The sequence below is a fragment of the Colwellia sp. MT41 genome, assembly GCF_001444365.1.
Lineage (GTDB): Bacteria > Pseudomonadota > Gammaproteobacteria > Enterobacterales > Alteromonadaceae > Colwellia > Colwellia marinimaniae.
In genome coordinates this window covers 2,717,599-2,744,203 of record NZ_CP013145.1, presented here as the reverse complement: position 1 = coordinate 2,744,203, position 26,605 = coordinate 2,717,599, and the positions used below count along the sequence as shown (strand labels likewise).

Below are 26,605 nucleotides of genomic sequence, written 5' to 3'. Positions count from 1 at the left end.
GAAATAAGCTAACGCTTATCTAAAACTTTTTTAAAGGTGGTTATCCCCTATTTATGGGTTAACCACCTTTATTATTAGAATGAGAAGATAATAATGATTAAATATCCAATGACCCTTCGTGGTGCTGAGCAATTACAAACAGAGCTTAAAATTTTAAAAACAGAAAAACGCCCACGTATTGTAAAAGACATTGCTACTGCCCGTGCACATGGCGACTTAAAAGAAAATGCAGAATACCATGCAGCTAAAGAAGAGCAGGGTTTTTGTGAAGGTCGTATACAAGATATTGAAGGTCGATTATGTAATGCCCAAGTTATTGATGTAACGTCAATACCTAACCATGGCAAGGTTGTTTTTGGTACGACAGTGACCTTATTGAATATTGAGACGGAAGTTGAAGTGACTTACCAAATTGTTGGTGATGATGAGGCTGACTTTAAAACTGGCCGTATTTCATTAAACTCACCGATTGCTCGTGGTTTAATTGGCAAAGAAGTGGATAGTGAAATTGAAATTACTATTCCTGGTGGCGTAGTAGAGTATGAAATTATTGCGGTTGAATATATCTAGCAACACGCTCTGCTAAATACAATGACAAATTACTATTGTCGCAGTGCTGCTGTCATAGTGATTGAAATAAAAAGCCGTAAACGTAATGTTTGCGGCTTTTTTGTCAGCGTTATTTGATTATTGATAAATCACCTTGCAAATCTTTTAATGTCGGTGTAGTCTTTTTGATATCAAAATGATATCACTTTTACATATCAACAGGAGTTTGTATGAACGAGAAAATAGGTTTTTCGATCAGTGGTTATGGCGTTTTTGTTGTTTTATTAGCAGCAGCAGCTTTTATTGTTAGCCAAGCCGCAGCAGGTAATATAGAAATGCTGACCGTAGTCGTCTTTATACTTAACCTGAACTCTGGATAATGAGTGCTTGATGTATAAGTAAAAACAACGACTTACGGTTATTAAGAACAAAATATACAAGATTAAGTAGCAATATACACTATCAATGTTTCAATTTATTCGATTATCAAGGCAAAACGTTTATGAATAACGGGTTATTTATCGACGTGTTAACGCTGAGAATCGGATAAAGGGGAATATTGAGTAAGTGCTGCTTATCCAGAGTTCAGGTTACTTATGGTGGCAGCAAGCCCAGGTTTTTTTATGGTGCAACCAAATCAAGCGAAAGTGATGACTTTTTTTGGTAGTTATGTGGGCTCGGTTAAAACCAATGGTTTACGTTGGACAATACCTCTCTTTAAACGGGTAAATATCTCCTTACGCATACGTAACTTCGAATCAAAACAAATGAAGGTTAATGATAGTCAGGGTAACCCGATTGAAATAGCCACCGTGGTGGTTTGGTCGGTAGATGATACCGCTGAAGCGGTATTTGAAGTGGATGATTACATCAGCTTTGTAAATATTCAAAGTGAATCAGCACTGCGTAATATGGCGACGAGTTATCCTTATGAGCAACACGAAGGTGATGACGTTGCCCTACGTAGCCATCCACAAGAAGTTTCAGCAGCCTTAAAAATAGAGATACAGCAGCGCTTAGGTAAAGCGGGTGTTAAGGTTCATGAAGCCCGTATAACCCATTTAGCCTATGCCCCAGAAATTGCCAATGCCATGTTACAAAGACAACAAGCCTCGGCAATTATTGCCGCTAGACGTTTGATCGTTGATGGTGCTGTAGGCATGGTTGAGATGGCGCTGACACAATTATCAGAAAAGAAAATAGTAGAGCTCGATGAAGAGCGAAAAGCGGCTATGGTCAGTAATTTACTGGTGGTCTTATGTAGTGATAAAAGCACGCAGCCAGTGGTGAATACGGGTAGTTTGTATTAAACCTTAGGGAAAATAGGAAAGATAATGGTCGCTAAAAAAAGCTTCCCACTTAGGATTAATCCAGAGGTTTTGGCGGCAATGCAACGTTGGTCGGATGATGAGTTGCGCAGTGTTAATGCTCAAATTGAATATGTATTAAGAAAAGCTTTGGTTGATTCCGGTCGAGTAAAACTCATTCAGAAAGTGGTAACCTCTCTTGAAAATAGCCTTGATGAGGGGGGAGGTGAGTCAAAATAAAATTATCTAAAGCAAGCTAAGTTACTTGCTATAAATAAAAATGACAGCAATTGCTGTCATTTTTTATGTATCTATTGCTGAGTAAGAGAAAATTAAATTTTAGGGATTCTAATTTTTTGCTCATCACTCTGGCGATAAATAACTAGGGTCTTACCGATCACTTGGACTTGAGTCGAGTTTGTTTCACGACAAATAGCATCGACGATTAAGGCCTTATTTTCTTTATCCTCGGTCGGGATTTTTACTTTAATCAATTCATGGTGATTAAGTGCATAATCTATTTCAGCGACAACCGCTTCTGTTAAGCCATTATTACCCAATAAAACTACTGGTTTTAAAGAGTGTGCTACCCCTCTAAGGTGTTGGATTTGTTTTTTGTTTAAGCTCATTACTAAATTTCGTTATCTGTTGCCTTGAATTATCGCCATTTTACCCTTATCTACTGAGTAATACCAAGTCTATTAAGTTATTTCCTACGGAGGAAGAATTAAAAGGCTTAAAGGCAAGGCATTGCTTGAAGTGAATGTTTAGTTAGCCGGATAGGGTCGGGATAATAGCTCAAGATATATTGAATGAGACACTTGCTATACCCTCGTTATTTTTAAATAGCCTGTATCCATGCAGCGGCCTTATCAGAATGATATAATACTCATAGTGATATAACTTAACGCGTTTAAATGTATTGGAAGCAAGAAAAACATGGCAAATAAAAAACACAAAGCGAGCAGTCAACGTTGGTTAGATGAGCACTTTGATGATGAATATGTAAAAAAGGCGCAACGTTTAGGCTTACGCTCACGGGCAGTTTTTAAATTGGAAGAAATCAATATCAAAGATAGATTGATTAAACCCGGTATGAAAGTAGTTGACTTGGGTGCGGCTCCAGGTAGCTGGTCAGAATATGCAGTCAAGGCGGTTGGTGCTAAAGGCCAGGTTATTGCCTGTGATATTTTGCCTATGGATGCCATCGCCGGTGTTGATTTTCTTGAAGGTGACTTTAGAGAAGAAGATGTTCTTGAAACCTTATTAGCACGTATCAATGGCAAGAATATTGATGTGGTTATGTCTGACATGGCCGCTAATATGACCGGTAATGAAAGTGCTGATTCTGCTCGTAGCATGTACTTAGTCGAATTGGCGTTAGATATGTGTAGTCAGGTATTAAAAACCAATGGTGCCTTCGTGGTGAAAGTCTTCCAAGGTGCAGGTTTTGAAGATTACATGAAAGCGATACGGGCAGTTTTTAAAACGGTTAAAGCCCGTAAACCGCATTCATCACGAGCACGTTCAAGGGAAGTGTACCTTGTTGGCACGGGTTACAAGGGCTAACGCGCTGATATAAGGTTAGCAGGCTATTTATTGCCGTAGGGTGTAATATAAGGGAGAAGAACATCTTGAGTGTTATTACTCAGGCTAAGCCCTTCATTTTTACCGATTAGGCTTTAAGCTAGCCTTTAGAAAATTAAATGTTTTATCTGTTTAATGTAACTAGTTGTTACCTACTACTAAAGTAAATAGCGACAAGGCTTGAATTGTAGTAAATTAGGCACAATAAACTAGTATAGTTTTATTTTAATAAATATATTAAATACCACAAGAGGTCATTAAGTTGAGCGATATGGCGAAAAATCTAATTTTATGGTTAGTTATTGCAGTTGTTTTGATGAGTGTATTTCAGAGTTTTTCTCCGAGTACCACAGAAGAGCAACAAATGGATTACACCCGATTTATTCAGGATGTACGTCAAGGACAAATTCGTGATGCGAATGTTGACCGAAATGGCGTAATTACTGGTGAAAAACGTAGCGGTGAAGAGTATATAACCGTTATACCAGGTGGCTATGACCGTGATTTAATTAATGACTTAGTTAAACAAGGTGTACGTGCCCAAGGTAAATTACCTGAAGAAACAAGTTTCCTAACGACTATTTTTGTTTCTTGGTTCCCCATGATCCTACTTATTGGAGTGTGGATTTTCTTTATGCGTCAAATGCAAGGTGGCGGTGGCAAAGGCGCTATGTCATTTGGTAAATCTAAAGCGCGTCAATTAAGTGAAGAGCAAATCAAAACCACTTTCGCTGATGTTGCTGGTTGTGATGAAGCGAAAGCAGAAGTTGAAGAGTTGGTTGAGTACTTAAGAGAGCCTGAGCGTTTCCAAAAATTAGGTGGCCGTATTCCTTCTGGTATCTTATTAGTTGGTCAGCCGGGTACGGGTAAAACCTTACTGGCAAAAGCCATTGCCGGTGAAGCTAAAGTCCCATTCTTTACTATTTCCGGCTCTGATTTTGTTGAAATGTTTGTTGGTGTTGGTGCCTCTCGTGTCCGTGACATGTTCGAACAGGCCAAAAAAGCCGCTCCATGTATTATCTTTATTGATGAAATTGATGCAGTAGGTAGAAAACGTGGTTCTGGTATAGGTGGTGGTCATGATGAACGTGAACAAACATTAAACCAAATGCTAGTTGAAATGGATGGCTTTGAAGGTAACGAAGGCGTTATTGTTATTGCCGCGACTAACCGTCCAGACGTATTGGACCCAGCATTACTTCGTCCAGGTCGTTTTGACCGTCAAGTAACGGTTGGTTTACCTGATATTCGTGGTCGTGCACAAATTCTTAAAGTACATATGCGTAAAGTGCCGTTAAATGATGATGTAAAAGCCTCAGTAATCGCCCGCGGTACCCCTGGTTTCTCGGGTGCGGATTTGGCCAACCTTGTCAATGAAGCCGCTTTAGGTGCTGCACGTAAAGCACTCCGTGTTGTTGGTATGAAAGAATTTGATGCAGCCAAAGACAAAATCATGATGGGCTCAGAACGTAAGTCTATGGTGATAAGTGAGTCAGAAAAAGAAATGACCGCCTACCATGAAGCCGGACATGCCTTAATTGGTCGTTTAGTACCTGATCATGACCCAGTTTATAAGGTGAGTATTATTCCTCGTGGCCGTGCTCTTGGTGTGACTATGTACTTACCAGAGCAAGACAGGTTTAGTCATTCTAAACAGCACTTAGAAAGTAATATTTCTTCATTGTACGGTGGTCGTATTGCGGAACAATTGATTTACGGTAGTGATAAAGTGTCTACTGGTGCATCAAATGATATCGAACGTGCGACGGACATTGCCCGTAAAATGGTGACACAATGGGGCTTATCTGAAAAGTTAGGGCCAATGTTGTTTGCTCAAGAAGAAGGTGAAATTTTCTTAGGTGGTTCTTCGTCCAAATCGTTCCATTTGTCAGAAGAAACCGCTAAATTAATTGATGAAGAAATTAAAGCGGTGATTAATCGTAACTATCAACGTGCGGAAGAATTAATGAAAGAGAACATTGATATTCTTCATGCCATGAAAGATTGTTTGATGAAGTATGAAACTATTGATGCTTTACAAATTGATGATTTGATGGCGAGAACTACCGTCCGCCCACCAGCAGGTTGGGATGATAAAGATAGCTCTGATTCAAAATCAAATAAAAGCAATGGTGATTCTACTACTGAGCAAGAAGCAAGTAGTGACGAACCAGAGCAAGTTAAAGATGATGAAAAAGCTAGCCCAGTTAAAGCGGATACTAGCAAAGCAAGTGATGATACTGCCGCGAGTTAGCACTGCATAATAATTAACAAAGCCTCGATATTTACTTTAAATACCGAGGCTTTTTCATATGTATATATCCGTAGCAGCTATAGATACAAAAAATGATTTAAACCCTATGACAGCAGAACAATTTTTAGCCAAACAAATGCCTCAGCAGCAAGAAATTTCCCGGCCACAAGTGATGGGCATATTAAATGTTACCCCTGATTCATTCTCAGATGGTGGTAAGTTTGCCAGCTTTGATAAAGCCTTAGCACATGTTGCACAAATGATTGCTGATGGCGTCGATATTATCGATATTGGCGGTGAATCAACCCGCCCAGGCGCAGTTGAGGTCAGTGCCGCGGATGAGTTAAAACGTGTTATCCCCTTACTTAAAGCGATTAAAGCAACGTTTACTATCAAGGTATCAATCGATACCAGTAAAGCCGCAGTGATGGCACAAGCAATCACTCATGGCGCTGATATTATTAATGATGTGCGGGCATTGCAAAACGACGGCTGTTTAGCGGTATTGGCAGCAAGTGATGTGCCAGTGTGTTTAATGCATATGCAGGGTTTGCCGCGCTCAATGCAAAAAAATCCGCACTATAACGATGTTATTGGTGATATCAAACAGTTTTTTATCGACCGTATCAGCGTCTGTGAGCAGGCGGGTATTAAGCGTGAACGGTTGATTTTAGACCCCGGCTTTGGCTTTGGTAAAACCCTAGAGCAAAACTATCAGTTACTGGCACAACTGCACAAATTTAATGACTTAGGCCTACCTTTGCTCTCAGGCACCTCGAGGAAATCAATGATAGGTGATTTATTAGCGCGTAATGTTGATGAACGTCTTGCAGGTAGTTTAACTACCGCTATAATAGCCGCACAGCAAAATGCGAGTATTATTCGGGTGCATGATGTTAAAGAAACAGTAGATGCCCTAAAAGTATTAGCCATGACAGTGAAATACCAGTAAGTGCTACTGTCAGTATAAACATAATTTATGTTAGCAAAACTAACAAACTTAGCAGCGAAACGATGCTGCTATAGAGTGAAATATATAAGGAAGAACTATGTCTGATCGTAAATATTTTGGCACCGATGGTATTCGTGGTTTAGTTGGCAAAGCCCCAATAACGCCTGAATTTGTGATGAAATTAGGTTACGCCGCCGGCAAGGTTTTAGCGGCGCAAGGAACGAAAAAAGTTTTAATTGGTAAAGATACCCGTATTTCGGGATATATGCTGGAATCAGCCCTCGAAGCTGGCTTTTCTGCTGCCGGTGTCGATATCGGTTTGCTTGGTCCTATGCCAACGCCTGCTATTGCTTATTTAACCAAAACATTTAGAGCCGAAGCTGGCATTGTTATTAGTGCCTCGCATAACCCTTTTTATGATAATGGCATTAAATTCTTTTCACAATCAGGCGAAAAATTGCCTGATGATATTGAATTAGCCATTGAAGCAGAGCTTGATAAACCCATGGGCTGTGTTGAATCAGCTAAGTTAGGTAAAGCTACCCGCATTAATGATGCGGCAGGGCGTTACATTGAATTTTGTAAAAGTAATTTTCCAACGCGAATGTCATTGCAAGGTTTAACCATAGTGGTTGATTGTGCTCACGGCGCAACCTATCACATAGCGCCCAATGTATTTCGTGAATTAGGCGCTACAGTTATCGAAATAGGCACAGCGCCTAATGGCACTAATATTAATGATGGTTGTGGTGCAACATCAATGGCGGCCATTAGCAAAGCGGTAGTTGAGCATAAAGCTGACCTCGGTATTGCCCTTGATGGTGATGGCGACCGTTTGATGATGGTTGATCATACCGGTTATGTTCTTGATGGTGATGTGATTATTTATATCATCGCCTGTAATGATATAAAAACGGGTCGTAAAGGCGGTGGTGTTGTTGGCACCTTAATGAGCAACATGGGCTTAGAATTAGCCTTAAAAGAATTAGATATCGAATTTGCCCGCAGTAAGGTTGGTGATCGTTATGTCATGGCAATGTTAAAAGAGAAAGGCTGGCAACTTGGCGCGGAAAACTCAGGCCATATTATCAACCTTAATCATACCTCTACCGGTGATGGAATTATTGCTGCGCTGAATGTACTTACCGCGATAATGAAACAGAAAAAATCGCTACATGAATTACGCCAAGGTATTACCATGTTGCCACAATTGCTGGTTAACGTGCGCTTTGCTGGTGAAAACAACCCATTAGAAGATGCCAAAGTGCTTGCTGCGGTAGATGAAGTCAATGAAACACTAACGGGTCGTGGTCGGGTGCTCTTGCGTAAATCAGGTACTGAACCCTTAATTCGCGTTATGGTTGAAGGTCCTGATATGGATGAAGTAACCTTATTAGCCAATAAAATTGCCGATTTTGTCAAACTGGTTAAATAGTTATTGCTAATAAACGTTTACTCTCAACAGGCGGATAAAGCTCGACTAAATCAGCTCTAAAGCTAGCGTTGCGAGAGTAAAGGGTGATTTCAAACACTATTATGCTAAAAGCGTGTTATACCATTGTGCATAGAGAAATGAGTGATTTCTGTGCATATGGGTAAATGAGTATAAAAAACCTGCAACCAGTAAAAGATATTGTGTTAAATACTTGTATCTTTTGCGCAGGTTAGTTACTATCTCGCGGCTTCATTTTAGCAAGCACTTCATTTGAACGTTATTGGAGTGATAAGATAATAACCTAGGCTAAGAGGTATAAATGACTAGACAAGCAATTGTAGCCGCAAATTGGAAAATGAACGGTGACTCAGCCCTAGTTGATACTATGGTTTCAGGGTTAGCAGATATTAAACTTTCTTCACACGTTGATGTAGTTATCTGTCCTAGCTTCCCCTATTTATCTGAGCTTGCTCAGAAAATAAAAGCAGCTAACTTAAATGAAGCAATCCATGTTGGCTCGCAAAATGTTAGTGAACATGAAAGTGGTGCTTACACCGGTGAAATATCCACTGCTATGTTGCAAAACTTAGCGATTAGCTATGTAATAGTTGGTCACTCTGAGCGTAGAAGTATTTATAAAGAAACGTCTACCCAGGTTGCAAAAAAAGTTCATGCGGCATTAAATGCCGGCTTAACACCCATCTTATGTATTGGTGAAAGCGAAACAGAACGAGCAAGCGGAGCAACAGAAACTGTGTTATCAGCACAGCTTCAGCCAGTTATCGATGAAATTGGTATAGAGAAATTTAATGATGTTGTTATTGCGTATGAGCCAGTTTGGGCCATAGGAACAGGTAAAACAGCATCAAGTGCCATGGCACAAGAAACACATCAGTTTATTCGTCAATTTTTAGCTCAGCAAAACGAGCAAGTGGCGGCTAAAATACCTTTACTCTACGGTGGCAGCGTTAATGCAGCTAACTGTGAAGAATTATTTGCACAAGCGGATATAGACGGTGGTCTTATTGGTGGTGCTAGTTTAAAAGCAGAACAATTTAAAATTATTTGTTCCGCAGCGAAAGGAAAATAGAAATGTTGTATCAAGTATTAATTATCGTTTACGTACTTATTGCTTTAGCTCTTATTGGATTAGTATTAATTCAACAAGGTAAAGGCGCAGACATGGGCGCATCTTTTGGTGCTGGCTCTTCTGCCACTGTTTTTGGTTCAGGTGGCTCTGGTAACTTCCTAACGAAGTCGACAACTTATCTAGCCGTTGCGTTCTTCGCTATCAGTTTAATCTTAGGTAACATAACGGCTAATAAAAATAAAGCGGTTGATGAGTGGAATAACCTAAGCGTTCCAACTGAGCAAGCTATTGATGCCATTCCGGGTGAAAGCCTTGAAGCTGATGCTTTTCCTGCTGCACAAAATAATGATGTGCCTGCATCTGACGATACTGCTGGGAAAGAAGAAAATAGCAACGTCCCAGATTAACTTATAGCTAAACCTCAACTTAGTTAAAAGTAAAAATTTTAAAAATCTAGTATTGCGCGGTTGTGGCGGAATTGGTAGACGCGCCAGCTTGAGGGGCTGGTGATTTAGGTCGTGGGGGTTCAAGTCCCCCCAACCGCACCACTAGATTTATATATGATATCCAAGGCTTAATGCATTACGCGTTAAGTCTTTTTTTGTTTGGTTGCTAATTGGTATGTAATTGGTTGCTAATTATTCCTGATAGGATTGCCAATCTCGGCAGAATTTTTCCTGATATTGATCTTATGTTTGTATTGAAATCAGGTGAAATTTATATCTTTAATCTGAGATGACCCTGGATTGCTCGATCTTTCAAATATCCACCAAACCATCAGATTTATGCGCTTTAGTTGAATAATGCAATCTAGCATGATATTAGGGAAAGTATCTAATAAACGTAGTTAAGAGTGTTCTGAAGGGGGGCTAAGTTAGCTGTTTGTATTTTTATAAATGATAACTTTGTGCGCTTAGCAGAATAAGACCCGTCAAAATCTCAAACGTCAACTTCCCGATCATACAGCGGACATAAATTTACATGCCTATGCACTTGGCTCAGGACGATTTTACACGCACATGAACTATCGCCAAATTTAACAATCGGTTAGGGATCTGTTTTTCAATAAATCGACGGTTGAACCGATAACAGAACTCATTTTGGTATTCTTGTAGGTATTTACCCGATACACCATGAAATGTACCCAACAAAAATGTTTTTAAATCGCCGATGGCGATATGTATCCACGGTAGCCATTCATCAACCAAATTGCTTGGTGTTACCCTTGCTTCATAGTTTTGTGTTTGGTCAATTATATTCAGAGCAGGTAATGCATCAGACCGAACTTTTTGACCTGATTTTAAATGCTTTTAACAAACTTATTAACGCTAAAATGGCAAATACTATCGACCGCTTCCATGGCGATAAATCCTCCTTTTTCTCTTTGCTTTCACCGGCGATTAATACATTCTTTTTTCCTGCTGCACCACGTCTTCGTTTGCCTTTTTGTCTACCACCAACAAGTGCATCATCTAGCTCTATTGTGCCACTCAATTGATACAAACTATCTCTGTGACCCATAGCTCTTCGACGTTTCTTTAAAATCAGTCTCGCAGTTCGCCAATTAACTTCTATTAATTTACTTAGTCTCAGTGCTGATCTGCTGCCCTTATCAGAGCCAAGAAAATAGATAGCCCAAAACCACTGGATTAAGCTGATTTTACTACCATGAAAAAGTGTTCCTGCGGTGACTGATGTTTGCTTTTTACATTGCGTGCATTAGTATAAGTGGCGACTGGCAATTTTATAGTTATGATCATTGCCGCAACTCGGGCAAATAAAGCCATTTGGTCATTTCATTTCTTGTAAATATTTTAAGCAATCATCTTCAGTACTAAACTGTTTTTGCCAAACTAAAAAGCTTGCTTCTGGCATGTTCATGATTATGTCTACCTATACAGTGTGTTTATATATACAGTAGAGTTCAATGCTGAGTTATCTGCATAGGCATGTAAATTTAAGTCTACTATCACGCTTTGGGGGCGAAAACGAGTTAGGGTATATATTCTAAAACACTCGTTATCTAATAATTTATAAAGTTAGCTAAAGTGAATGAAATAGATTGTTACCAACCTTGGTTATATAATATTTTTGCCTTGGACTTCTTGGTGAATCAGGTTCTGTCATTGCTATTAATCCAGCTTCTAGAGCCGGTGCGATATAGTTATTCTTAAATGTAGGTCGATGCTTTAACGCTAACGCTTCCATTATAATTGCAAGTTTTTGCGGTTCTTTATTATTGAGCCAACTCAATAGAGATTTTACTTGATCGCTTACTTGTACTGTTACTTGATCGCTTTGATCTGAGGTAACTTCAATCATTGCTGAATGTAATGCTTTGAGCATAAAAAATATAAATGCGGTTGAATCGCTTGCTTTATCTGAAGCTGACAACGCTCGGTAATATTCATTTTGTTGATCTTTAATGACAGTTTCTACTGGCAGGTATGCAAATATTGGTTGCCATTGGCTAAGGTATAATGTTTGCCATAATCGACCCATTCTGCCATTACCATCTGAGAATGGATGGATGAATTCAAATTCATAATGAAAAATACAACTTGCAATCAAGGGATGACAATCCGTATTTTTCAACCAGTTAAGTAAATCATCTATCAATAACGAAACTCTATTGGCTGGTGGTGCCATGTGGATTAACTGTTTTTCTCGATAAACGCCAACGACTGCATCACGGTATTTGCCAGCATCATCAACTAAGCCATACATAAGTGATTGATGTGCTGATAATAAATCACTCGAATTTGTTGCCTGCCACGAAGTAAGGTTTTCATAAGTTTTAAAGGCATTCCTCACTTCTTGAATTTCATGAGGTAAACCTAATACTTTTTTACCTGATATCACAGCAGTAACTTGCTCTATAGATAAAGTGTTATTTTCTATTGCGAGCGAAGCTTGAATAGTTTTAATTCGATTACCGCGTCTAAGCACAGGAGAAAGCAGATTTTTATCATTTGCTGACCAATGCCCAAGTAACCGGCTAATATCAGCAACAATATTTAAAATGTCATTAGTGATTTGAAATGGTGGTTGGTATGACATTAGATGCTTCCTTGGCTTTCATATTTGATTATAAAACAACACTAGCACTAGAGTGTTTAGTTATAATTACTGTAGCAACTACAGTCCTTTGAATCTAAATAATTTGGTTAGGTGTCAGTTGCCGAGGAAACAGTCACGTATTCATAGTTAAATGCTCTGATTTTTTTACCTGAATCAGCAACAAACTCTACAGTTGTTGAACGAGGTAATATTAATACTGCTTCATACTCCTCACCAGTTAAACAAGTTTCATTACCACATACTAGGTCTTGGGTTAATTTTATTCTCATTATTATTGTTCGCTATTGTGTTGAATAATTTAACAGATTATACCATTTTCCACGTACCAATTAGTGAAAATACTGTTCTAACTGATTTCAGTCAAACTCTGATAAATAACATCCTATCTGATTATTTAATTGTATTTTTATTAACCAGTAATAAATAATTTTTGGGATAAGAAAGCTGACCTTGCAAACGAACTGGTTAGTGGTAATAGTGGCTGTGATGACTATCTCGTTAAGGGGCGAAATGCCTTAGGGTTTTTATTCTAAAGGGTGCGACTTCATAAAATAAACAAATGAAAATAATTTAATGGTGAGAAAAGTTATTGACTTTCTTGGTTGCAAATTTAGTTGTAAGCTATTGTTCTCAAATGACTGGTACTGCAACTATCTTTAAACGAACAGAACAAGAATTAACGTGTAAGTTGTTATATTTATGTTGTTTATTGGGTTTAGGTGAACATTCTTGAAGGGCTGGTGACTTAGGACGTGGGGGTTCAAGTCCCCCCCATCGCACCACTAGATTTAAATTAATAGTTAAAAGGCCGATATGTAATATATCGGCCTATTTGCGTTTACTTGCTCATTATTGATAGTGAGTAAAAATTGTTTTTTTTCCTGTTTTTTTTTATATAATACTATTTTAACCCGCGCAAGTGGGCAATAATTTAGTGAAATTGGTATAAGAAAGTGAAAGTTAACATGAAGGTAATAGGTGTAAATGGTAGATAATCCAAGCCAAGTAAATAATAGCGCAGCAAAAAGCAGTCAGTTAAATTCAAGCCAATTAAATAGTGATTACCAAGAACAGGGTTACTTCGTCATTAGAGCTTATTTTAATGCTGCGGAAATTGCAGCATTGAGAGAAGTAGTGTTAAAATTTCACCAGTTATGGCAACAAGACAACGCAGAATTCTATAAAGAAATCGCCTTTAATTCTTCTTTAATTACCGGCAGTCAGTACTTAGGGACCGATGATAGAGTAAAGCTTTTTAATTTTATCAGCTCAAAAAAAATGATGGCTGTGGTCGATTCGGTTATAACCGATAAGGCCGCTTTTATGAATACACAATTATTTTTCAACCCCATTAACCCAGAGCTAAAAGATTTCTGGCACCGAGACTGTCAATATGACCATGACGTTGACGTGCAAAAAATTGTTATTCATGAGACCCAGGTATTACATCTGCGGGTGCCTTTATTTGATGAACTTGGTATGGAGCTAGTCCCAGGTACACATAAGCGCTGGGATAGTGAAGAAGAGTTTAATGTCCGCCAAGAAGAGCAGGGCAGGTTGAGTAACGAAAGCCTGTCTACCGGTAAGCAAATTAAGTTAGCCGCGGGCGACTTGTTAGTTTTTTCGGCAGATATGATCCACCGTGGTTTATATGGCATGGACCGGTTAGCGTTAGATATTTTAGTGTTTGATACGACCGGTGATTTTGCTGACTATGTCGATGACGATTGTTTGCCGGATAGTTCAATGCTTGATAAAATTGAGTACCCAAGGTTATTTATCAATACACTCGAGTTAAAGTCGCAGGCCTGAGCGAATTCACTAACTTAACCAGGCATAAATACGCTAAAATAAGGGCTATTACCTTAGCTTTGAGCCTCTATATTAATGACCTCTGCCAAAAACGCTGCCAATACTACAGCCACAACACCAAGCAATTTTAAAGAACTTGGCCTTATTCCACCCTTATTAGCTCGATTGACTGAGCTGGAATATAAGCAGCCAACGCCTATTCAAGCGCAGGCTATCCCAAGTATCTTAGCGGGACGTGATTTAATTGGTGGGGCAAATACCGGCTCGGGCAAAACAGCCGCCTTTGCCTTGCCCATGTTGCAACAGCTACATGGGGTAAAACCGTCGGCTAGTAAAGGCCGCAAAGGTAACTATGTATCTGGACTGATTTTGGTGCCTACCCGTGAATTGGCCAAGCAAGTGGCTGACAGCATTAAATCTTACGCGGTGCACTTTAACGGCGAGATCAAAACACTTGCTGTTTTTGGTGGTGTATCTGCGAATACACAAATGCTGGCATTACGCGGCGGTACCGATATTTTGGTGGCAACCCCAGGTCGATTACTCGACTTGATTTCATCTAATGCCATTAAGCTCGACAGGGTTGCAACCTTAGTGCTTGATGAAGCCGACAGAATGTTAAGCCTAGGCTTTACTGAAGAGTTAGCGGCGCTGTTAGCATTATTGCCAAAGAAAAAACAAACCTTACTCTTTTCAGCAACCTTTCCTGAGCAAGTACAGACCTTAACCAAAGAATTACTCAACAACCCCGTTGAAATACAATTACAAAGTGCCGATGCTAGCACCTTAGTACAGCGCGTTTTCACCGTCAATAAAGGCGAAAAAACAGCTCTGTTAGAGCATTTAATCAAGCAACATAAATGGCGACAAACGCTGGTTTTTGTTAATGCCAGAAACCATTGTGAGCACCTAGCTGAAAAGCTCGCTAAGCGTGGTATTAGCGCCGAAGTCTTTCATGGTGATAAAGGTCAGGCCGAACGAACTCGTGTGCTTGAAGGGTTTAAAGCCGGCGATATTGAGGTGTTAATTGCCACGGATATTGCTGCCCGTGGTCTAGACATTGAAAAACTACCTGTGGTCATCAATTTTAACTTACCCAGAAGTCCAGCCGACTACATGCATCGAATTGGCCGAAGTGGTCGTGCTGGTGAAGTAGGCTTAGCAATATCGCTTATTGATTATGAAGATTATCATCATTTTAAAGTCATCGAAAAGAAGAACAAGATTCGCCTTGAACGTGAACAAGTAGCAGGTTTTGAAGTTGATGAAGAGATCACTGCAGAGCTTTTAGAGGCAATTAAACCGATGGCAGCACCTGAAGGCACTGGCAAGAAAAAGCGTAAAAAGAAAGCGTCAGTGAATGCCGATATCTGGGCTGGATATTCTAAACCAGAGTAAGTAGTCGCTAATCCTGTAGCCTTTATTTGTCATAGTTGATAGTCAATTGATGATGTATAGTGGAGTGAATATACACTATACATTCTTGGGGTTTAGCGGATTTAATCGCGGTTGGAACAGACGCTTGTCACCTAAATACTAGCATTATGAATATAGTTACCGTTAGACTTTGAACTTTGATGTTGTTTCTTGTAATTGCGCTGAGTGATTATCAAGCATTAGAGCAACTTGTCCAATCTCTTCAATTGAGCTCTGTGTTACACCAAAGCTACCGTGCATTTGTTCTATATTATCAACAATAATTTTTGCAACACTTGCTTGCTAACTCCATCGTCGTTACCGACTTTTCTGCTGCAGATCTAATAACTCTCTTATTTCGGTGGTTGATAAGGCCGTTCGAGAGGCGAGACTGCGCACTTCATCAGCAACGACAGCAAAACCTCGGCCTTGCTCACCAGCTCTTGCTGCTTCTATTGCCGCGTTTAAAGCAAGTAAGTTGGTTTGCTCAGCAATGCCATTAATCACATCAAGAATTTGGTTCATGTTTTGCGAATCTTTTGCTAACTGAGCAATAACATTCGATGCATTATTAATCTCTTGAGCTAGCGCCGTAGAAACCGACGAAGATTTCTGTACATTTTTCATGCCGCATCAGCTGCAGACTCACCTTCATCTGCAGCTGATGCGGCTTCGGCCGCAGACTTAGCATATATTGCATTTTAATCATCGACTGTTTCGTTATTTCGGCAACATCGGCTTGCTGTTGCACATTTTCATTTATCTGCCGTACTTTATTGGTTAACTGCTCAGCACATCGAGTCAGTGGTGGAACAATATCAATTACCTCTTTAAGGTTAAAACAACCTTAGTGGTTGGCTTCTATAAAGTTGCTCGTTAGTAATTGATAACAACTTTAACTTCATCGTTAACGTCACTACTGTTAATAAAACCAATGGCTTTAGGGTCCTTTTTTATTGCAGTAATAATCTCTGCAGCAGTATCAAGTTCGGTTGCCGGTGTTCCTTTGCCGGTAAAGGAAAGCTTAGACCAATAAGACTTAAATTGGCTATTGGATTTATTCAACGCTTTTTTTCGAAAGTATTCAGTATCGTCTTGGTTACTAGGCAAGGTATATACTTTTACTTTGGCACCATTAGAAAACGCTTTTGTTTTACCTAGGTATATTTTTTTAACCAATTTTACATCAATATCATTGTTATTTGCTGAATTGACAATAACGGCAACCTCAGCAAATGCAATTTGGCTTAACACCAACATGGTGAGGACTAACATTTTATTAAAAGCATTCATCTCAATCTCCTTAAAAAACCAGATCTACGCCAAAAGAAAGTGATTTGCTGTCACCCGCTACGGCAAAATCATGGGAGTTGTCTTTTACATCATCGTATTGAACTTTAAACGCAGCCGAATCATGGAAATCCCAACGAAGTCCGACTGAGGTGGTGTTATGGTTTTCACCATCAACAACACCATCACCTTTTTGCTTCATGCTTGAATAAACAATGAAAGGAGTAAATTCGTTGATTCTATAGCCAAAAGTCAGCATGTTAGTATCTAAGTTGCCATCAAATTCCAAATCTAAACGATTAATTTCACTTAAGATAAACCAATTATCAAAGTCAACATTAAAAGCGGCTCCAAAGAACTTACCCTCTCGACTGTTTTTACCGCCCCACATTACCTCCTCACCACCAATAAAGCGTTCGTTAGTGTATTGCATATAAGTAAAACGTGTTTCAAACCAATCTTTGCTGAGATTTATTACACCACCCATCATGTCCTTCCATATTTCTTTGGTGGTATCACCAAAAAAGAAATCCCCTAACAGTTTATTTTCTTTATCCTCTTCTTTACCTGCATAGAGATTAGTTGCCAGCGACCAATCACCCAAATCGGTGTTATACATCAAATTAATACCGTTATAGTTAAATATTTGCCAGGTATAGTTATCAGCCGGAGCACGCATCCACACATAAGCGTAACCAATATCATAAAAATCAGAATAATAAAAAAGTGGTAAGCGCTTTCGTCCGGCTTGAACGGTCCAATTTTCATTTATGTCATAAGAAAGGTAAGCCCATTCAAATTTAGGTGAGTAATCATCAATACCCCGGCCAACAAGTTGAGCTATGGCAGTCAACCCATCGTTAAGATCGGCAGTTATCTGTAAACCAAATAAACTTTCAGGGGCCATATCCCACTCTTCACTATAAGCCGAGACAATGGGATAGTCAGCTAGAAAGGTTGGTGGCACACCATAATGTTCTACACCCGTACCACTTAAAACTTTGCCAGCATTAATACTGGCAAAACCAGACAAATTAATTTCAGCCTGACTTAACATACTTATCAAGCATGAAGTAGCTGCTGCTAATTTGATAAATGAAATCAATTTCATGGCATTCTCTCTTAATATTTTAATGACTAAAGTTAGCTTCATAATCCTATATAATCACGCTGGTAATGGAGTTATTATCAATCGATGATTTCACGATATCTGTGCTGCAACTAAAGGGGGGGAAGTTTTATTTGACCTTATTAGTTAAGTTGAGAAGGTTAATAAAATCAAGGAAATGTATGAAAGTATAGTGTTTGTCAGAAAAGGGACTTTTATTGTTTTATTTTTTTGATGTAGGCAAAGACTCGGTCAGAATGTACCCTAGTGCAGTTTTGATTTTTCAATGAAACAAGGTAGAACTAAGGTACTTTTCCGATTTAACTCGACAGTCTGTAATTCAGAAAAGTACGCTTGCTGACACTTAGCAGGTGAAAATTTTTTTGTTTAGAATCGCGAAGCAGGCGATATTACACCTTTATTTTTAACGATAGTTAATATTTTTCATTCTGGGTCATTGACCTTTTTGTCAGTACAAACCAGGGGGCAGTTATGTTGTTCTTTGACAAGGCACTAACTTAACGGTGCCAACAGCGAGTCTAAAATATCATCCGTTAAACTCAGTTTGGTATCACTCACTTCTTCAGATAACAAGGCATTGGCTAGGTCGGCTTTATTTTGCTGTATTTTTAGAATCTTTTCTTCTATTGAATTTTCAATAATATATTTGTACACAAAAACAGGTTTGTCTTGGCCAATACGATAAGCTCTATCTGTCGCTTGGTTTTCTACCGCAGGATTCCACCAAGGGTCAAAATGAATAACGGTGTCGGCTGCCGTTAAGTTCAAACCGACACCACCAGCGCGCAAGCTAATTAAAAATACCGGCACGTCACCGCGTTGAAACTTATCAACCACTTCTTGGCGCTTAGTGGTAGCGCCGGTTAATTTAACAAAACCAATATTCGCAGCCACCAGCTCAATCTCAATTAAAGCCAGCATGCTGGTAAACTGTGAAAAGATTAATATTCTGCGGCCTTCATCAATTTGCTCCGGCAGGGTTTCCATTAAGTAATCAAGCTTAGCGGATTTGTTTATTTTTTTAGCACCTTTAAGTGATAATAGCTTAGGGTGATTACAGACCTGTCGTAACTTTAATAACGCATCCAACACTTCTATCTGACTACGCTTTAAACCTTTTTCAGCAATAATATCTTTTAAACGACTATCCATGGCTAAACGCACTGACTCATACAGCTCAGCTTGTTTACCTTCAATACGCAGGGTTTGAATTATTATCGTTTTCGACGGTAGCTCAGTGGCTATTTTGTCTTTGGTTCTACGTAAAATAAACGGTTTAATACGCTGATTTAATATCTGCTTACGTTCTAGCTCACCATGTTTTTCTATCGGCGTTCTAAACAGTTTGGTAAATTGCCTTTGTCCGCCTAAAAATCCGGGCAGTAAAAAATTAAATTGCGCCCAGAATTCGCCTAAATGATTCTCCATCGGCGTGCCGGTTAAGCACAATTTATGCTGTGCCTTAAGTGACATAAACGCTTGGTATAATTTGGTTTTTGGATTTTTTATATAGTGGGCTTCATCAAGAATAAGGTAATAAAATTTTTGCCGACAATAAAGATCTAAATCTTTGGTGATCAAGGCATAACTGGTAATAATTAGATCAACCTTATTTTCGTCGTTTGCATCACCTTCACTTCTCTTCAGGCAGCCGAAGTGCTGATGACGTTTACTACCGTGTAATACTTGATAAGAAAGTTGTGGGGTAAATTTGTCAATTTCATTGGCCCAGTTAAAAATAACACTGGTGGGCGCAACAATTAAAACCGGTTTTGTCAGTCGGCCTTGTTGTTTTTCAATTAATAAGTGCGCTAAGGTTTGAATGGTTTTACCTAAACCCATGTCATCAGCCAAAATACCGTTTAATTGATACTCACGCAAAAATTGTAACCAGTTAAGACCTTGATGCTGATACGTTCTTAAGGTCGCGTTTAAACCTTTCGGCACAGGCACTGTGGTGACTTGTTGAAAGTTCTTCAGTTTAGTTGCCAGCGCTCTTAACTTACTTGTACCTGTGGCTATCATGCCTTGGTCATCTAACATCGATAAGGTTTGATGACCTTGAAAGCGCGATAGCTTCATGGTGCCATCTTTATTTAACGCATTAGGCATAAACAGTTCAATAAACTGTTTTAAAATGGGTTGGACACTTTTATAACGCAAGGCAACAAAATCACCATTGTCTAGATCAACATAAATAGGGGTATCGGGCGCAATAAGCGCTGTTTTTTTGTCAGCACCCTCTGCGCTAGCACCTTGTTCACTATCATCATCAACATCAACATTTTCTGGACCAAAAAGTACCGAACGTGGTAATTGTTCAATAGCGCCCAGCAAAATAGGAAACGCTGGCATTTTTTTACCATCAATGGTTAAGTTTAACCCTAATGAGAAAAAATCATGATCATCAGTTTCAATCACTTCGGCATCAAATATGCTATCGGTGGCCAGTGATTTATAATAAAAAGCATCGGCAAAGCTAATATGCCAGCCTAGGTCTTTAAGTAAGGGTATTTCTTGATCTAAAAACTGATGCCAAGCATAGCGGCCTTGCAATATCATGGAATATTTAGGCGTTTTATCGGTAAGTGAAGCGTCTTTATTTAAATACTCGGCATTAATAAAGGCGTAACGTTTAGGGATAGGCTCAAGGCTAAATTTTAAGGTGGTTAATTTGTTAATAACCGTTTGCTCAAAGGCTAAATCGCGATAAATCTTTATCTCGCTTGAACTCTCGTTTTCACCCTCGCTATCACTATCACTATCACTATCCGTTAGCCTTGCTACGGTAATCGTCGCACTCTCATTATGCGGATTAACTAAATTGCCTTGATAAGAAAAATTAACCTTCACATTACCCGTTTGAGGTTTTTTTTCTAGCGGCGTAGAAAAGTATAAATGCACCTCGGGTTTGCTTAAGTCTTGTGAGAACTGAGTTTTGGGTTTAGGCAAGCGTTGCACCGCATCACCTAACGACATCGACAGCTTATTTATTACCCAGGGTAATTTATCTTCTTCAAAAATGGGTGAATTGAGTAAGTCAGCTTCAAAATCACATCGAGTATTGGTATTAATCTTACCGAAGCAATTTTTATCTTCATCATAAAAACAAAGCGGTTGTGCTTTAATAATTTGAATACTGCTGGAGGGCTCATTCAATACCAGCTGTAAAGTATGTAAATTGTTACCCAGTGCTAACCACTGCCACTCTGCTTCTATGGGCTCACTTAAGGTAATGGCTTGGTCTAAGTCGAAGTGTGTATGCCAAAAACAGCGATTTGTTTTTATAATCTGTGCAAATAAATCAAAATACTTAACGTTATCGCCAAATTGGTTAGTACGTATAAGCTCGGTAACTACCGCCACATCCTCGTTAGTCGCATAGGCACTATTAATTAAGGTACTGGTAGAATATTCACTGCCCAGAGAACTACTCCAGCCGCCACTTTTTTTGGCGCGTGTTGATTTTATCACCAAATTAAAATAATCGTCATCGTTATAACTGTTGGGTGTTAAAAAGTACAATAACGATTTTTTCTGCGGATTTGGTTGGTATCTACTGGGCTGAGCTTGAAAGTGGCTAAGCCATTTATCAATGACTCTGTCCGAGGTGGCAATACTATTTCTATCAAAATGTTCATGAATAAAACACTGCGCCAAGGCGGCACCATGTTTACAGTCACGGCCGACATAACAATCACAATAACTGGCAATACCATCATGCTTAATATTTAACACTAAACGGGTTAAATAACTCGATTGTTTAGATCGCTCACTAAAAACGACACCGCGAATTATGTCTTCATCAAGGGCACAGGTTTTAATACCATCAGCTTGATAAATTCTCGCGCCTTTTTTCCATTCATTTTTGGTAAAGTGTTGTTCAAGTAATGCCGGAGTGAAAGTATTTTTGGCCATAAGTTTTTAATTAGTAAGCATTCAAATAGGTTGCATAGGTTGAGTAGCTAAAATAGTTTATACAGTTTACTGCTCTCAACAAGATGATAAATATCATACCCCCAAGGTTAGCTCAGGGGATAACGCAAATAGCGTGTTAGGTATTATTCTAGCCAAATAATACCATAACCGCTTATTTTTCATAAGGTGGGCAGCGATATTTTGTTGGTAACTTCTGGCCGATTACCCTATTTGATTGCAATTAATACCATTAAACTAGACATAGTTAACACATTAGTGTTTGATGAAGTGAAATAAACAGACTAGTAAAGAGATAGATAAAAGTTAACCAACCTAATAATAGAGTCAAGTCAAGTGATGAAACTTCAATTTGCTGCAACGAATGCGTTAAACAAATGGCTTAAGGCCGACTTAGCCCGTTTACCGACCGAGTTAGGTAAACAAGCGGGTGTTAACACCCTAATAAGTGATGAACAGCAGTTTAGCTGGCAAGTACATATTATTGATAACCAGTATAAATCGTTGGAAAAAACCATAATCGCCACAGAAGCTCATAGCCGCTTTAGTTTATTTATTCCGATTAATGCTCGGTTAACCTTAGCCGAATTAACACAGCGGTTACTGATGGAATGGCAACGGGTATTGGCCGAAACGTTAGAGAGCTATCAAATAATAGCTCATAGTGACATTGCCTACCTATTATCAGACCTTGGCGGTATTGATTTTCAGGTAAGTTGGGTGAGAAACACCGACTTAAGCATTAGTGGCAATATCACCAATGCAAGGTTGATGGTTACTGACACCTTGCGAGACCGTCACTTAGAGCAATTGCCGCCACAACTAGCATTAGATTTAGTTATTTACTTGAATACTAAAACTAAACGCACCACCAATAAAAATACCAAAGGCAAAGAAAAGTTTATACCGGTAGAGCGGCTATTGGCTTATGTGCAAAAGCTTAACCAACAAACTCGCGAGCAAACAAGCAAAAAAGTGTCTGAGCAAACAAAACCTTTAGCCAATAATGTTGTTAGCTTATGTGAATATAAAAAAATGAATAAACGATAAGAGGGGCCAGTAGCTAAAGCGATAAAACTCTATCGCTCTCGCATCATAGTCGCCGTCATATCCGCAACCACAGTATTTATCCCCATATTTTTATTCCCGTCATCCCCGTGGTTACGCCCCCACGATTTCATAAATAACTACGTTTGAGATTGATTGTTGTTTACAATGGTAAAAAAAATCATCTAGTTAGGTTTTAATGTCATATCTTATTTCGGTTACCCTCTTGTGGGCTTTTTCATTTAGTTTAATTGGCGAGTATTTAGCGGGGCAGGTTGATGCTTGGTTCTCGGTATTAATGCGTATTGGTTTGGCTATGTTGCTATTTTTACCCTTTTTACGATTAAATGAAATCAGCTGGCAAACCGCCGTTAAATTAATGGCCATAGGGGCAATTCAATTAGGCTTAATGTACGTTTTTTATTATCAGTCTTTCTTGTATTTGTCTGTGCCTGAAGTTTTATTATTTACCGTGATGACCCCTATTTATATCACCTTATTAAATGATGCGTTTGAGCGAAAATTTCACCTCAATTTTATGTTAACCGCATTACTGGCAACCTCGGGTGCTATTGCCATTCGTTTTAACACCATAGATGCTAACTTTATTATTGGTTTGGTCTTAGTACAAGCGGCTAATTTATGTTTTGCTACCGGGCAGGTCTGTTATAAACGCTTAATGGCTGATCAGCAGCTACAACAGTCTATCAATCAAAAATCAATATTTGCCTGGTTTTTTATTGGTGCATTTTGTGTGGCGGCCATTTGTTATTTAATGTTTGGTGATGCCAATAAACTACCGACCACTGAGTTGCAATGGGGCATATTAGTGTATTTAGGCATTATCGCCTCAGGTGTGGGTTTTTTTGCTTGGAACAAAGGCGCTACCTTGGTTAATGTCGGTGCACTGGCTATTATGAATAACTTGCTGATACCTGCTGGCATTATCGTTAATTTAGTGATTTGGAATCGTGATGCAGATATTGCTCGACTAGTCTTTGGTGGCTCACTCATTGTACTGTCGTTATTACTGAACCAATGGTTAGAAAAGCGCAGAAAAGCGTCTAAAGCTAGTGAATAAATAGCTGAAGCCATAAATAAAGCGACAAAGCTATAAAGCGATAAGGCTTTAACTTAAATTGGCCAGAGAAAGTGTGCTTGTCCTCGATTTCACCCGAACAATTAAAAAAGGTCGAAATCATCGACCTTTTTCTCTCTATGTAAATGCTGCTATTAAACGTTATCGTTTAAAGCAAGACCTTGTCTTTAATGGCCATTCTTGACCTGTATCAAGTCGTTTAAGCAAACAAGTATCGGCTTTTTTTCTTAATTCAAACACTAAAGCAGGTGTTATTTCCTTACGATAAACTTTTACACCTTTAGGTGAGGTCACCGGCGGAGTCGTCAATAATAATCGGCTCGATTGCTGAAAGACATCCTGCGCTATTGGTACCTTTTTTCCCGCCAAAGCATTGCTAACGACAGCAACAATTTCAGCGCGGGCTTCACTACTGTTATTAGGCAGTAATGCCGCAACTGATTCATGAGCCTGCAGAGCACAAGCTGACAGAAGACTTAAAGACAGGGCGACCAAAGTAAGATGTTTAATGATCATTGCGTTTTACCTGCTCTGACATGGCGGAATTTATCAAAATAAATATCATCAATAATAGCATCTTGTAGTGGCGTGCGAGTATTAAGCTTAGCGCCAAAATATTCAACCGAATTGCTTGGTTGAGATAACACTGATTTCGGCGAACTAAAACTACTAATCAATTTACCGCTTAACTTAACAGCTTGTTCGACCATCACAGGACAAGTATTATGTGTTTGATAATAAAGCGCACTAGCGAGTAATATTTCTTGTTCATCACCCAAGGAGTGCAAATAATCCTCCTCAATAGGACAACCTTGTACTTGATAGAGCTTACCTGCTTCAGGCAACTTAGCGGGTACTAAACCATCAGTATAATCACCAAAACCTGCATCGTTTTCTCCTTTAAACTGCACCGTGAAATACGTAGATCCACAATTATCTTGACTAAAAAATCCGTATGGTTTTCCGCAGGTTGTTTCACCAATTTGAATAACTTCTATGCCTACACCAATTAATGAATTGATAAATGATTCACTCGCTGAGCAGGAAGAGCCAGTGGTAAGCACATAAACCCGAGCTAAATCTAAGGTTGGCAGTGGTTGATCTGCTTGAATAATTGAGTCACCACCAATTAAACGTCTTAAATCAATGGTCACATCAAGAAACGGCGTCTCGGTACTGGCTATTTTATCGTTGTAAACAATTTTTTCGTATAGCTTACCCTCAGTAACATCTTTACCGGCAACCATATAAGCAAGTTGTGACGACAGCGCTAAAAAACCACCACCGTTATAACGTAAATCAACTACTAAATCAGTAATTTGATTTTCCGAAAAAAGTGTAAATTGATCAAAGAGATCTTTTTCTACCTTGGCGTTATTAAAAGAATTCAACAACAAATAACCGACTTTTCCTTGTGGAGTAGCTATTGTTTTAGCTAACTGTAACGGTACTGCTGTAATGGCGGCAGTTTGCAACGTTACTTGATATTCTTCATTATTAAGATCAATAAACTTAAAGGTATGACTTTCGCCTTCGTTGCGACTAAATATGGCATCATTAATAATATCAATGTCACTTTGCACTGTGGTATTAACAAAATCTACACCATCAATTTCCAGCAGCTTCGAACCACGAGAAACCCCCGCAATCATTGCTTGCGTATTCGGCGTGACATATTTTACCTGCCAACTTCTCGGTGGAGCAATACTGCTTTGTCTATCATAGTCAATACCGTAACCATAGCTGACGCCTAATTGTGTGCTCTCTTCTACACCACTGGTCGGTTCCATCCAATGAAACTTATCTTTCGGAGCGCCAGAATCTGTTACCGCTGTTGTTTTAAGTTGGTCGAAATAATCGATTAAATTAAAGTTTTTTGGATCTTTATCAATAACTTCTTTGTACCAAAGGTAAGTCTCATTAGTAAAGGCACGTTGCCACTGTTTTTCCAGTAGCTCACTGCCTGGTCTATCTGGATAAGTGATATGAGTAATAGGGCTGCTGCCACTGCGGGGATCCTTACATTGCGCAACAAAGTTACTTGACGGTTGAAATTGATCTTGCTGCCAAGTAGGCTCAGTGACTGTTTTAGTCACGGGCACTTCAGTAACCTTAGTTGTTCCGCCAGAGCCACCACCACAAGCAGTGAGCATAACTAACGGCAGTGCTATGGTTAACAATAATAGCGGTTTTTTACTTTTTTCACTTAGGGTACTTTGTTCACTTTTGTCAATAACAACTGTCATCTACACTATTTCCTTTTTATATGAATCCATTTCAGTCGTCTTTGGATAAAGTCATGTCCTATAACTTAAGCCAAAGAAAAAAATCATCGTATCTTAAATTACATTTAAATAATTAACAATTATTTTACAATTATCTATAATATTTTACAAAGCACCATAAGGCAGTTTAGTCGGCTCTAATAATACATCTGCAAACATTGGCTCTAGTTTTGTTGTTAAAGTATTGATGTCCACGATTTCACCCCAACTTGTCAGCCACTTATTCCCATCCTAGTCATACCCGTCGCAGTCATTTCCGGAGTTACGTCCTCATCATTTCCGAAGTTACCCCCTCGTCATTTCCGAGGTTACTGATCGGAAATCCATTGTCTAATA

At 39.0% G+C, this 26,605-nt stretch carries 23 protein-coding genes, 1 tRNA gene and 1 pseudogene; 15 read left to right on the top strand and 10 right to left on the bottom strand.

Going from position 1 to position 26,605, the window contains the following annotated elements:
- Positions 1–93: 93 nt before the first annotated feature.
- The 4 genes from greA (at position 94) to CMT41_RS11750 (ending at position 2,096) form a co-directional block, all read left to right on the top strand.
- Positions 94–570: a transcription elongation factor GreA gene (greA, locus tag CMT41_RS11760; RefSeq protein WP_057181494.1), complete on the top strand. Its 477-nt coding sequence runs from the start codon at positions 94–96 to the stop codon at positions 568–570.
- Positions 571–779: 209 nt separating this feature from the next.
- A complete protein-coding gene (locus CMT41_RS19180) occupies positions 780–929 on the top strand; it encodes a hypothetical protein (protein WP_232299950.1) in 150 nt (49 codons plus the stop codon).
- Positions 930–1,172: 243 nt separating this feature from the next.
- A complete protein-coding gene (locus CMT41_RS11755; protein WP_232299949.1) occupies positions 1,173–1,859 on the top strand; it encodes an SPFH domain-containing protein in 687 nt (228 codons plus the stop codon).
- 24 nt (positions 1,860–1,883) lie between these two features.
- A complete protein-coding gene (locus CMT41_RS11750; RefSeq protein ID WP_057181492.1) occupies positions 1,884–2,096 on the top strand; it encodes a hypothetical protein in 213 nt (70 codons plus the stop codon).
- A 92-nt stretch (positions 2,097–2,188) separates the two neighbouring features.
- Here the strand turns inward: CMT41_RS11750 and yhbY are convergent, their stop codons facing one another.
- A complete protein-coding gene (gene yhbY, locus CMT41_RS11745) occupies positions 2,189–2,485 on the bottom strand; it encodes a ribosome assembly RNA-binding protein YhbY (protein ID WP_057181491.1) in 297 nt (98 codons plus the stop codon).
- 310 nt (positions 2,486–2,795) lie between these two features.
- Here yhbY and rlmE point away from each other — a divergent pair, with 310 nt between their 5' ends.
- The 7 genes from rlmE to CMT41_RS11710 all read left to right on the top strand — a co-directional run bounded on the left by rlmE (position 2,796) and on the right by CMT41_RS11710 (position 9,722).
- Positions 2,796–3,425, top strand: a complete 630-nt coding sequence (rlmE, locus tag CMT41_RS11740) for a 23S rRNA (uridine(2552)-2'-O)-methyltransferase RlmE (RefSeq protein WP_058027368.1) — start codon at positions 2,796–2,798, stop codon at positions 3,423–3,425.
- Positions 3,426–3,705: 280 nt separating this feature from the next.
- Positions 3,706–5,697 (top strand): ATP-dependent zinc metalloprotease FtsH, encoded by a 1,992-nt coding sequence (gene ftsH, locus CMT41_RS11735; RefSeq protein WP_058027367.1) that lies wholly within the window; start codon positions 3,706–3,708, stop codon positions 5,695–5,697.
- Between the two features lie 106 nt (positions 5,698–5,803).
- Entirely contained in the window at positions 5,804–6,649 is an 846-nt protein-coding gene (gene folP, locus CMT41_RS11730) for a dihydropteroate synthase (RefSeq protein WP_058028219.1), read from the top strand.
- A gap of 97 nt (positions 6,650–6,746) precedes the next feature.
- Positions 6,747–8,084, top strand: coding sequence for a phosphoglucosamine mutase (glmM, locus tag CMT41_RS11725; protein WP_057181487.1), 1,338 nt, complete (start codon positions 6,747–6,749; stop codon positions 8,082–8,084).
- A 319-nt stretch (positions 8,085–8,403) separates the two neighbouring features.
- On the top strand, positions 8,404–9,174 hold the full coding sequence (gene tpiA / locus CMT41_RS11720) for a triose-phosphate isomerase (RefSeq protein ID WP_057181486.1): 771 nt from the start codon (positions 8,404–8,406) through the stop codon (positions 9,172–9,174).
- A 2-nt stretch (positions 9,175–9,176) separates the two neighbouring features.
- Entirely contained in the window at positions 9,177–9,581 is a 405-nt protein-coding gene (secG, locus tag CMT41_RS11715) for a preprotein translocase subunit SecG (protein ID WP_057181485.1), read from the top strand.
- 56 nt (positions 9,582–9,637) lie between these two features.
- A tRNA-Leu gene (locus tag CMT41_RS11710) sits at positions 9,638–9,722 on the top strand.
- A 450-nt stretch (positions 9,723–10,172) separates the two neighbouring features.
- On the opposite strand, the pseudogene CMT41_RS11705 reads toward CMT41_RS11710, so the two are convergent.
- From CMT41_RS11705 to CMT41_RS11695, 3 genes and pseudogenes are all read right to left on the bottom strand, one after another.
- Positions 10,173–11,055: pseudogene (locus tag CMT41_RS11705) on the bottom strand (IS1595 family transposase).
- 162 nt (positions 11,056–11,217) lie between these two features.
- Positions 11,218–12,234: a Fic family protein gene (locus CMT41_RS11700; RefSeq protein ID WP_058027366.1), complete on the bottom strand. Its 1,017-nt coding sequence runs from the start codon at positions 12,232–12,234 to the stop codon at positions 11,218–11,220.
- Between the two features lie 107 nt (positions 12,235–12,341).
- The gene (locus CMT41_RS11695; RefSeq protein WP_057181483.1) at positions 12,342–12,524 is read right to left on the bottom strand and encodes a hypothetical protein; all 183 of its coding nucleotides are present in this window, start codon (positions 12,522–12,524) and stop codon (positions 12,342–12,344) included.
- A 715-nt stretch (positions 12,525–13,239) separates the two neighbouring features.
- Between CMT41_RS11695 and CMT41_RS11690 the strand changes: the two genes are divergently transcribed.
- Together CMT41_RS11690 and CMT41_RS11685 are read left to right on the top strand one after the other, a co-directional pair.
- Positions 13,240–14,067 (top strand): phytanoyl-CoA dioxygenase family protein, encoded by an 828-nt coding sequence (locus CMT41_RS11690; RefSeq protein WP_058027365.1) that lies wholly within the window; start codon positions 13,240–13,242, stop codon positions 14,065–14,067.
- 75 nt (positions 14,068–14,142) lie between these two features.
- Positions 14,143–15,465 (top strand): DEAD/DEAH box helicase, encoded by a 1,323-nt coding sequence (locus CMT41_RS11685; protein WP_058027364.1) that lies wholly within the window; start codon positions 14,143–14,145, stop codon positions 15,463–15,465.
- Between the two features lie 336 nt (positions 15,466–15,801).
- On the opposite strand, the gene CMT41_RS11680 is transcribed toward CMT41_RS11685, so the two are convergent.
- The 4 genes from CMT41_RS11680 to CMT41_RS11665 form a co-directional block, all read right to left on the bottom strand.
- Positions 15,802–16,110: a methyl-accepting chemotaxis protein gene (locus CMT41_RS11680; RefSeq protein ID WP_058027363.1), complete on the bottom strand. Its 309-nt coding sequence runs from the start codon at positions 16,108–16,110 to the stop codon at positions 15,802–15,804.
- Between the two features lie 249 nt (positions 16,111–16,359).
- Complete coding sequence (locus CMT41_RS11675) at positions 16,360–16,776, bottom strand: hypothetical protein (protein WP_058027362.1); 417 nt, start codon at positions 16,774–16,776, stop codon at positions 16,360–16,362.
- 10 nt (positions 16,777–16,786) lie between these two features.
- A complete protein-coding gene (locus tag CMT41_RS11670; RefSeq protein ID WP_058028218.1) occupies positions 16,787–17,884 on the bottom strand; it encodes a porin in 1,098 nt (365 codons plus the stop codon).
- Positions 17,885–18,394: 510 nt separating this feature from the next.
- Entirely contained in the window at positions 18,395–21,820 is a 3,426-nt protein-coding gene (locus CMT41_RS11665) for a DEAD/DEAH box helicase (RefSeq protein WP_058027361.1), read from the bottom strand.
- A gap of 357 nt (positions 21,821–22,177) precedes the next feature.
- Between CMT41_RS11665 and CMT41_RS11660 the strand changes: the two genes are divergently transcribed.
- Together CMT41_RS11660 and CMT41_RS11655 are read left to right on the top strand one after the other, a co-directional pair.
- The gene (locus CMT41_RS11660; RefSeq protein ID WP_057181477.1) at positions 22,178–22,888 is read left to right on the top strand and encodes a hypothetical protein; all 711 of its coding nucleotides are present in this window, start codon (positions 22,178–22,180) and stop codon (positions 22,886–22,888) included.
- A gap of 196 nt (positions 22,889–23,084) precedes the next feature.
- The gene (locus CMT41_RS11655; RefSeq protein ID WP_057181476.1) at positions 23,085–23,966 is read left to right on the top strand and encodes a DMT family transporter; all 882 of its coding nucleotides are present in this window, start codon (positions 23,085–23,087) and stop codon (positions 23,964–23,966) included.
- A gap of 159 nt (positions 23,967–24,125) precedes the next feature.
- Here CMT41_RS11655 and CMT41_RS11650 read toward each other — a convergent pair whose 3' ends face one another.
- Positions 24,126–24,500 (bottom strand): hypothetical protein, encoded by a 375-nt coding sequence (locus CMT41_RS11650; protein ID WP_057181475.1) that lies wholly within the window; start codon positions 24,498–24,500, stop codon positions 24,126–24,128.
- Complete coding sequence (locus CMT41_RS11645; protein ID WP_058027360.1) at positions 24,497–26,230, bottom strand: S41 family peptidase; 1,734 nt, start codon at positions 26,228–26,230, stop codon at positions 24,497–24,499. Before CMT41_RS11645 ends, CMT41_RS11650 begins: the two co-directional genes overlap by 4 nt.
- Positions 26,231–26,605: the final 375 nt, after the last annotated feature.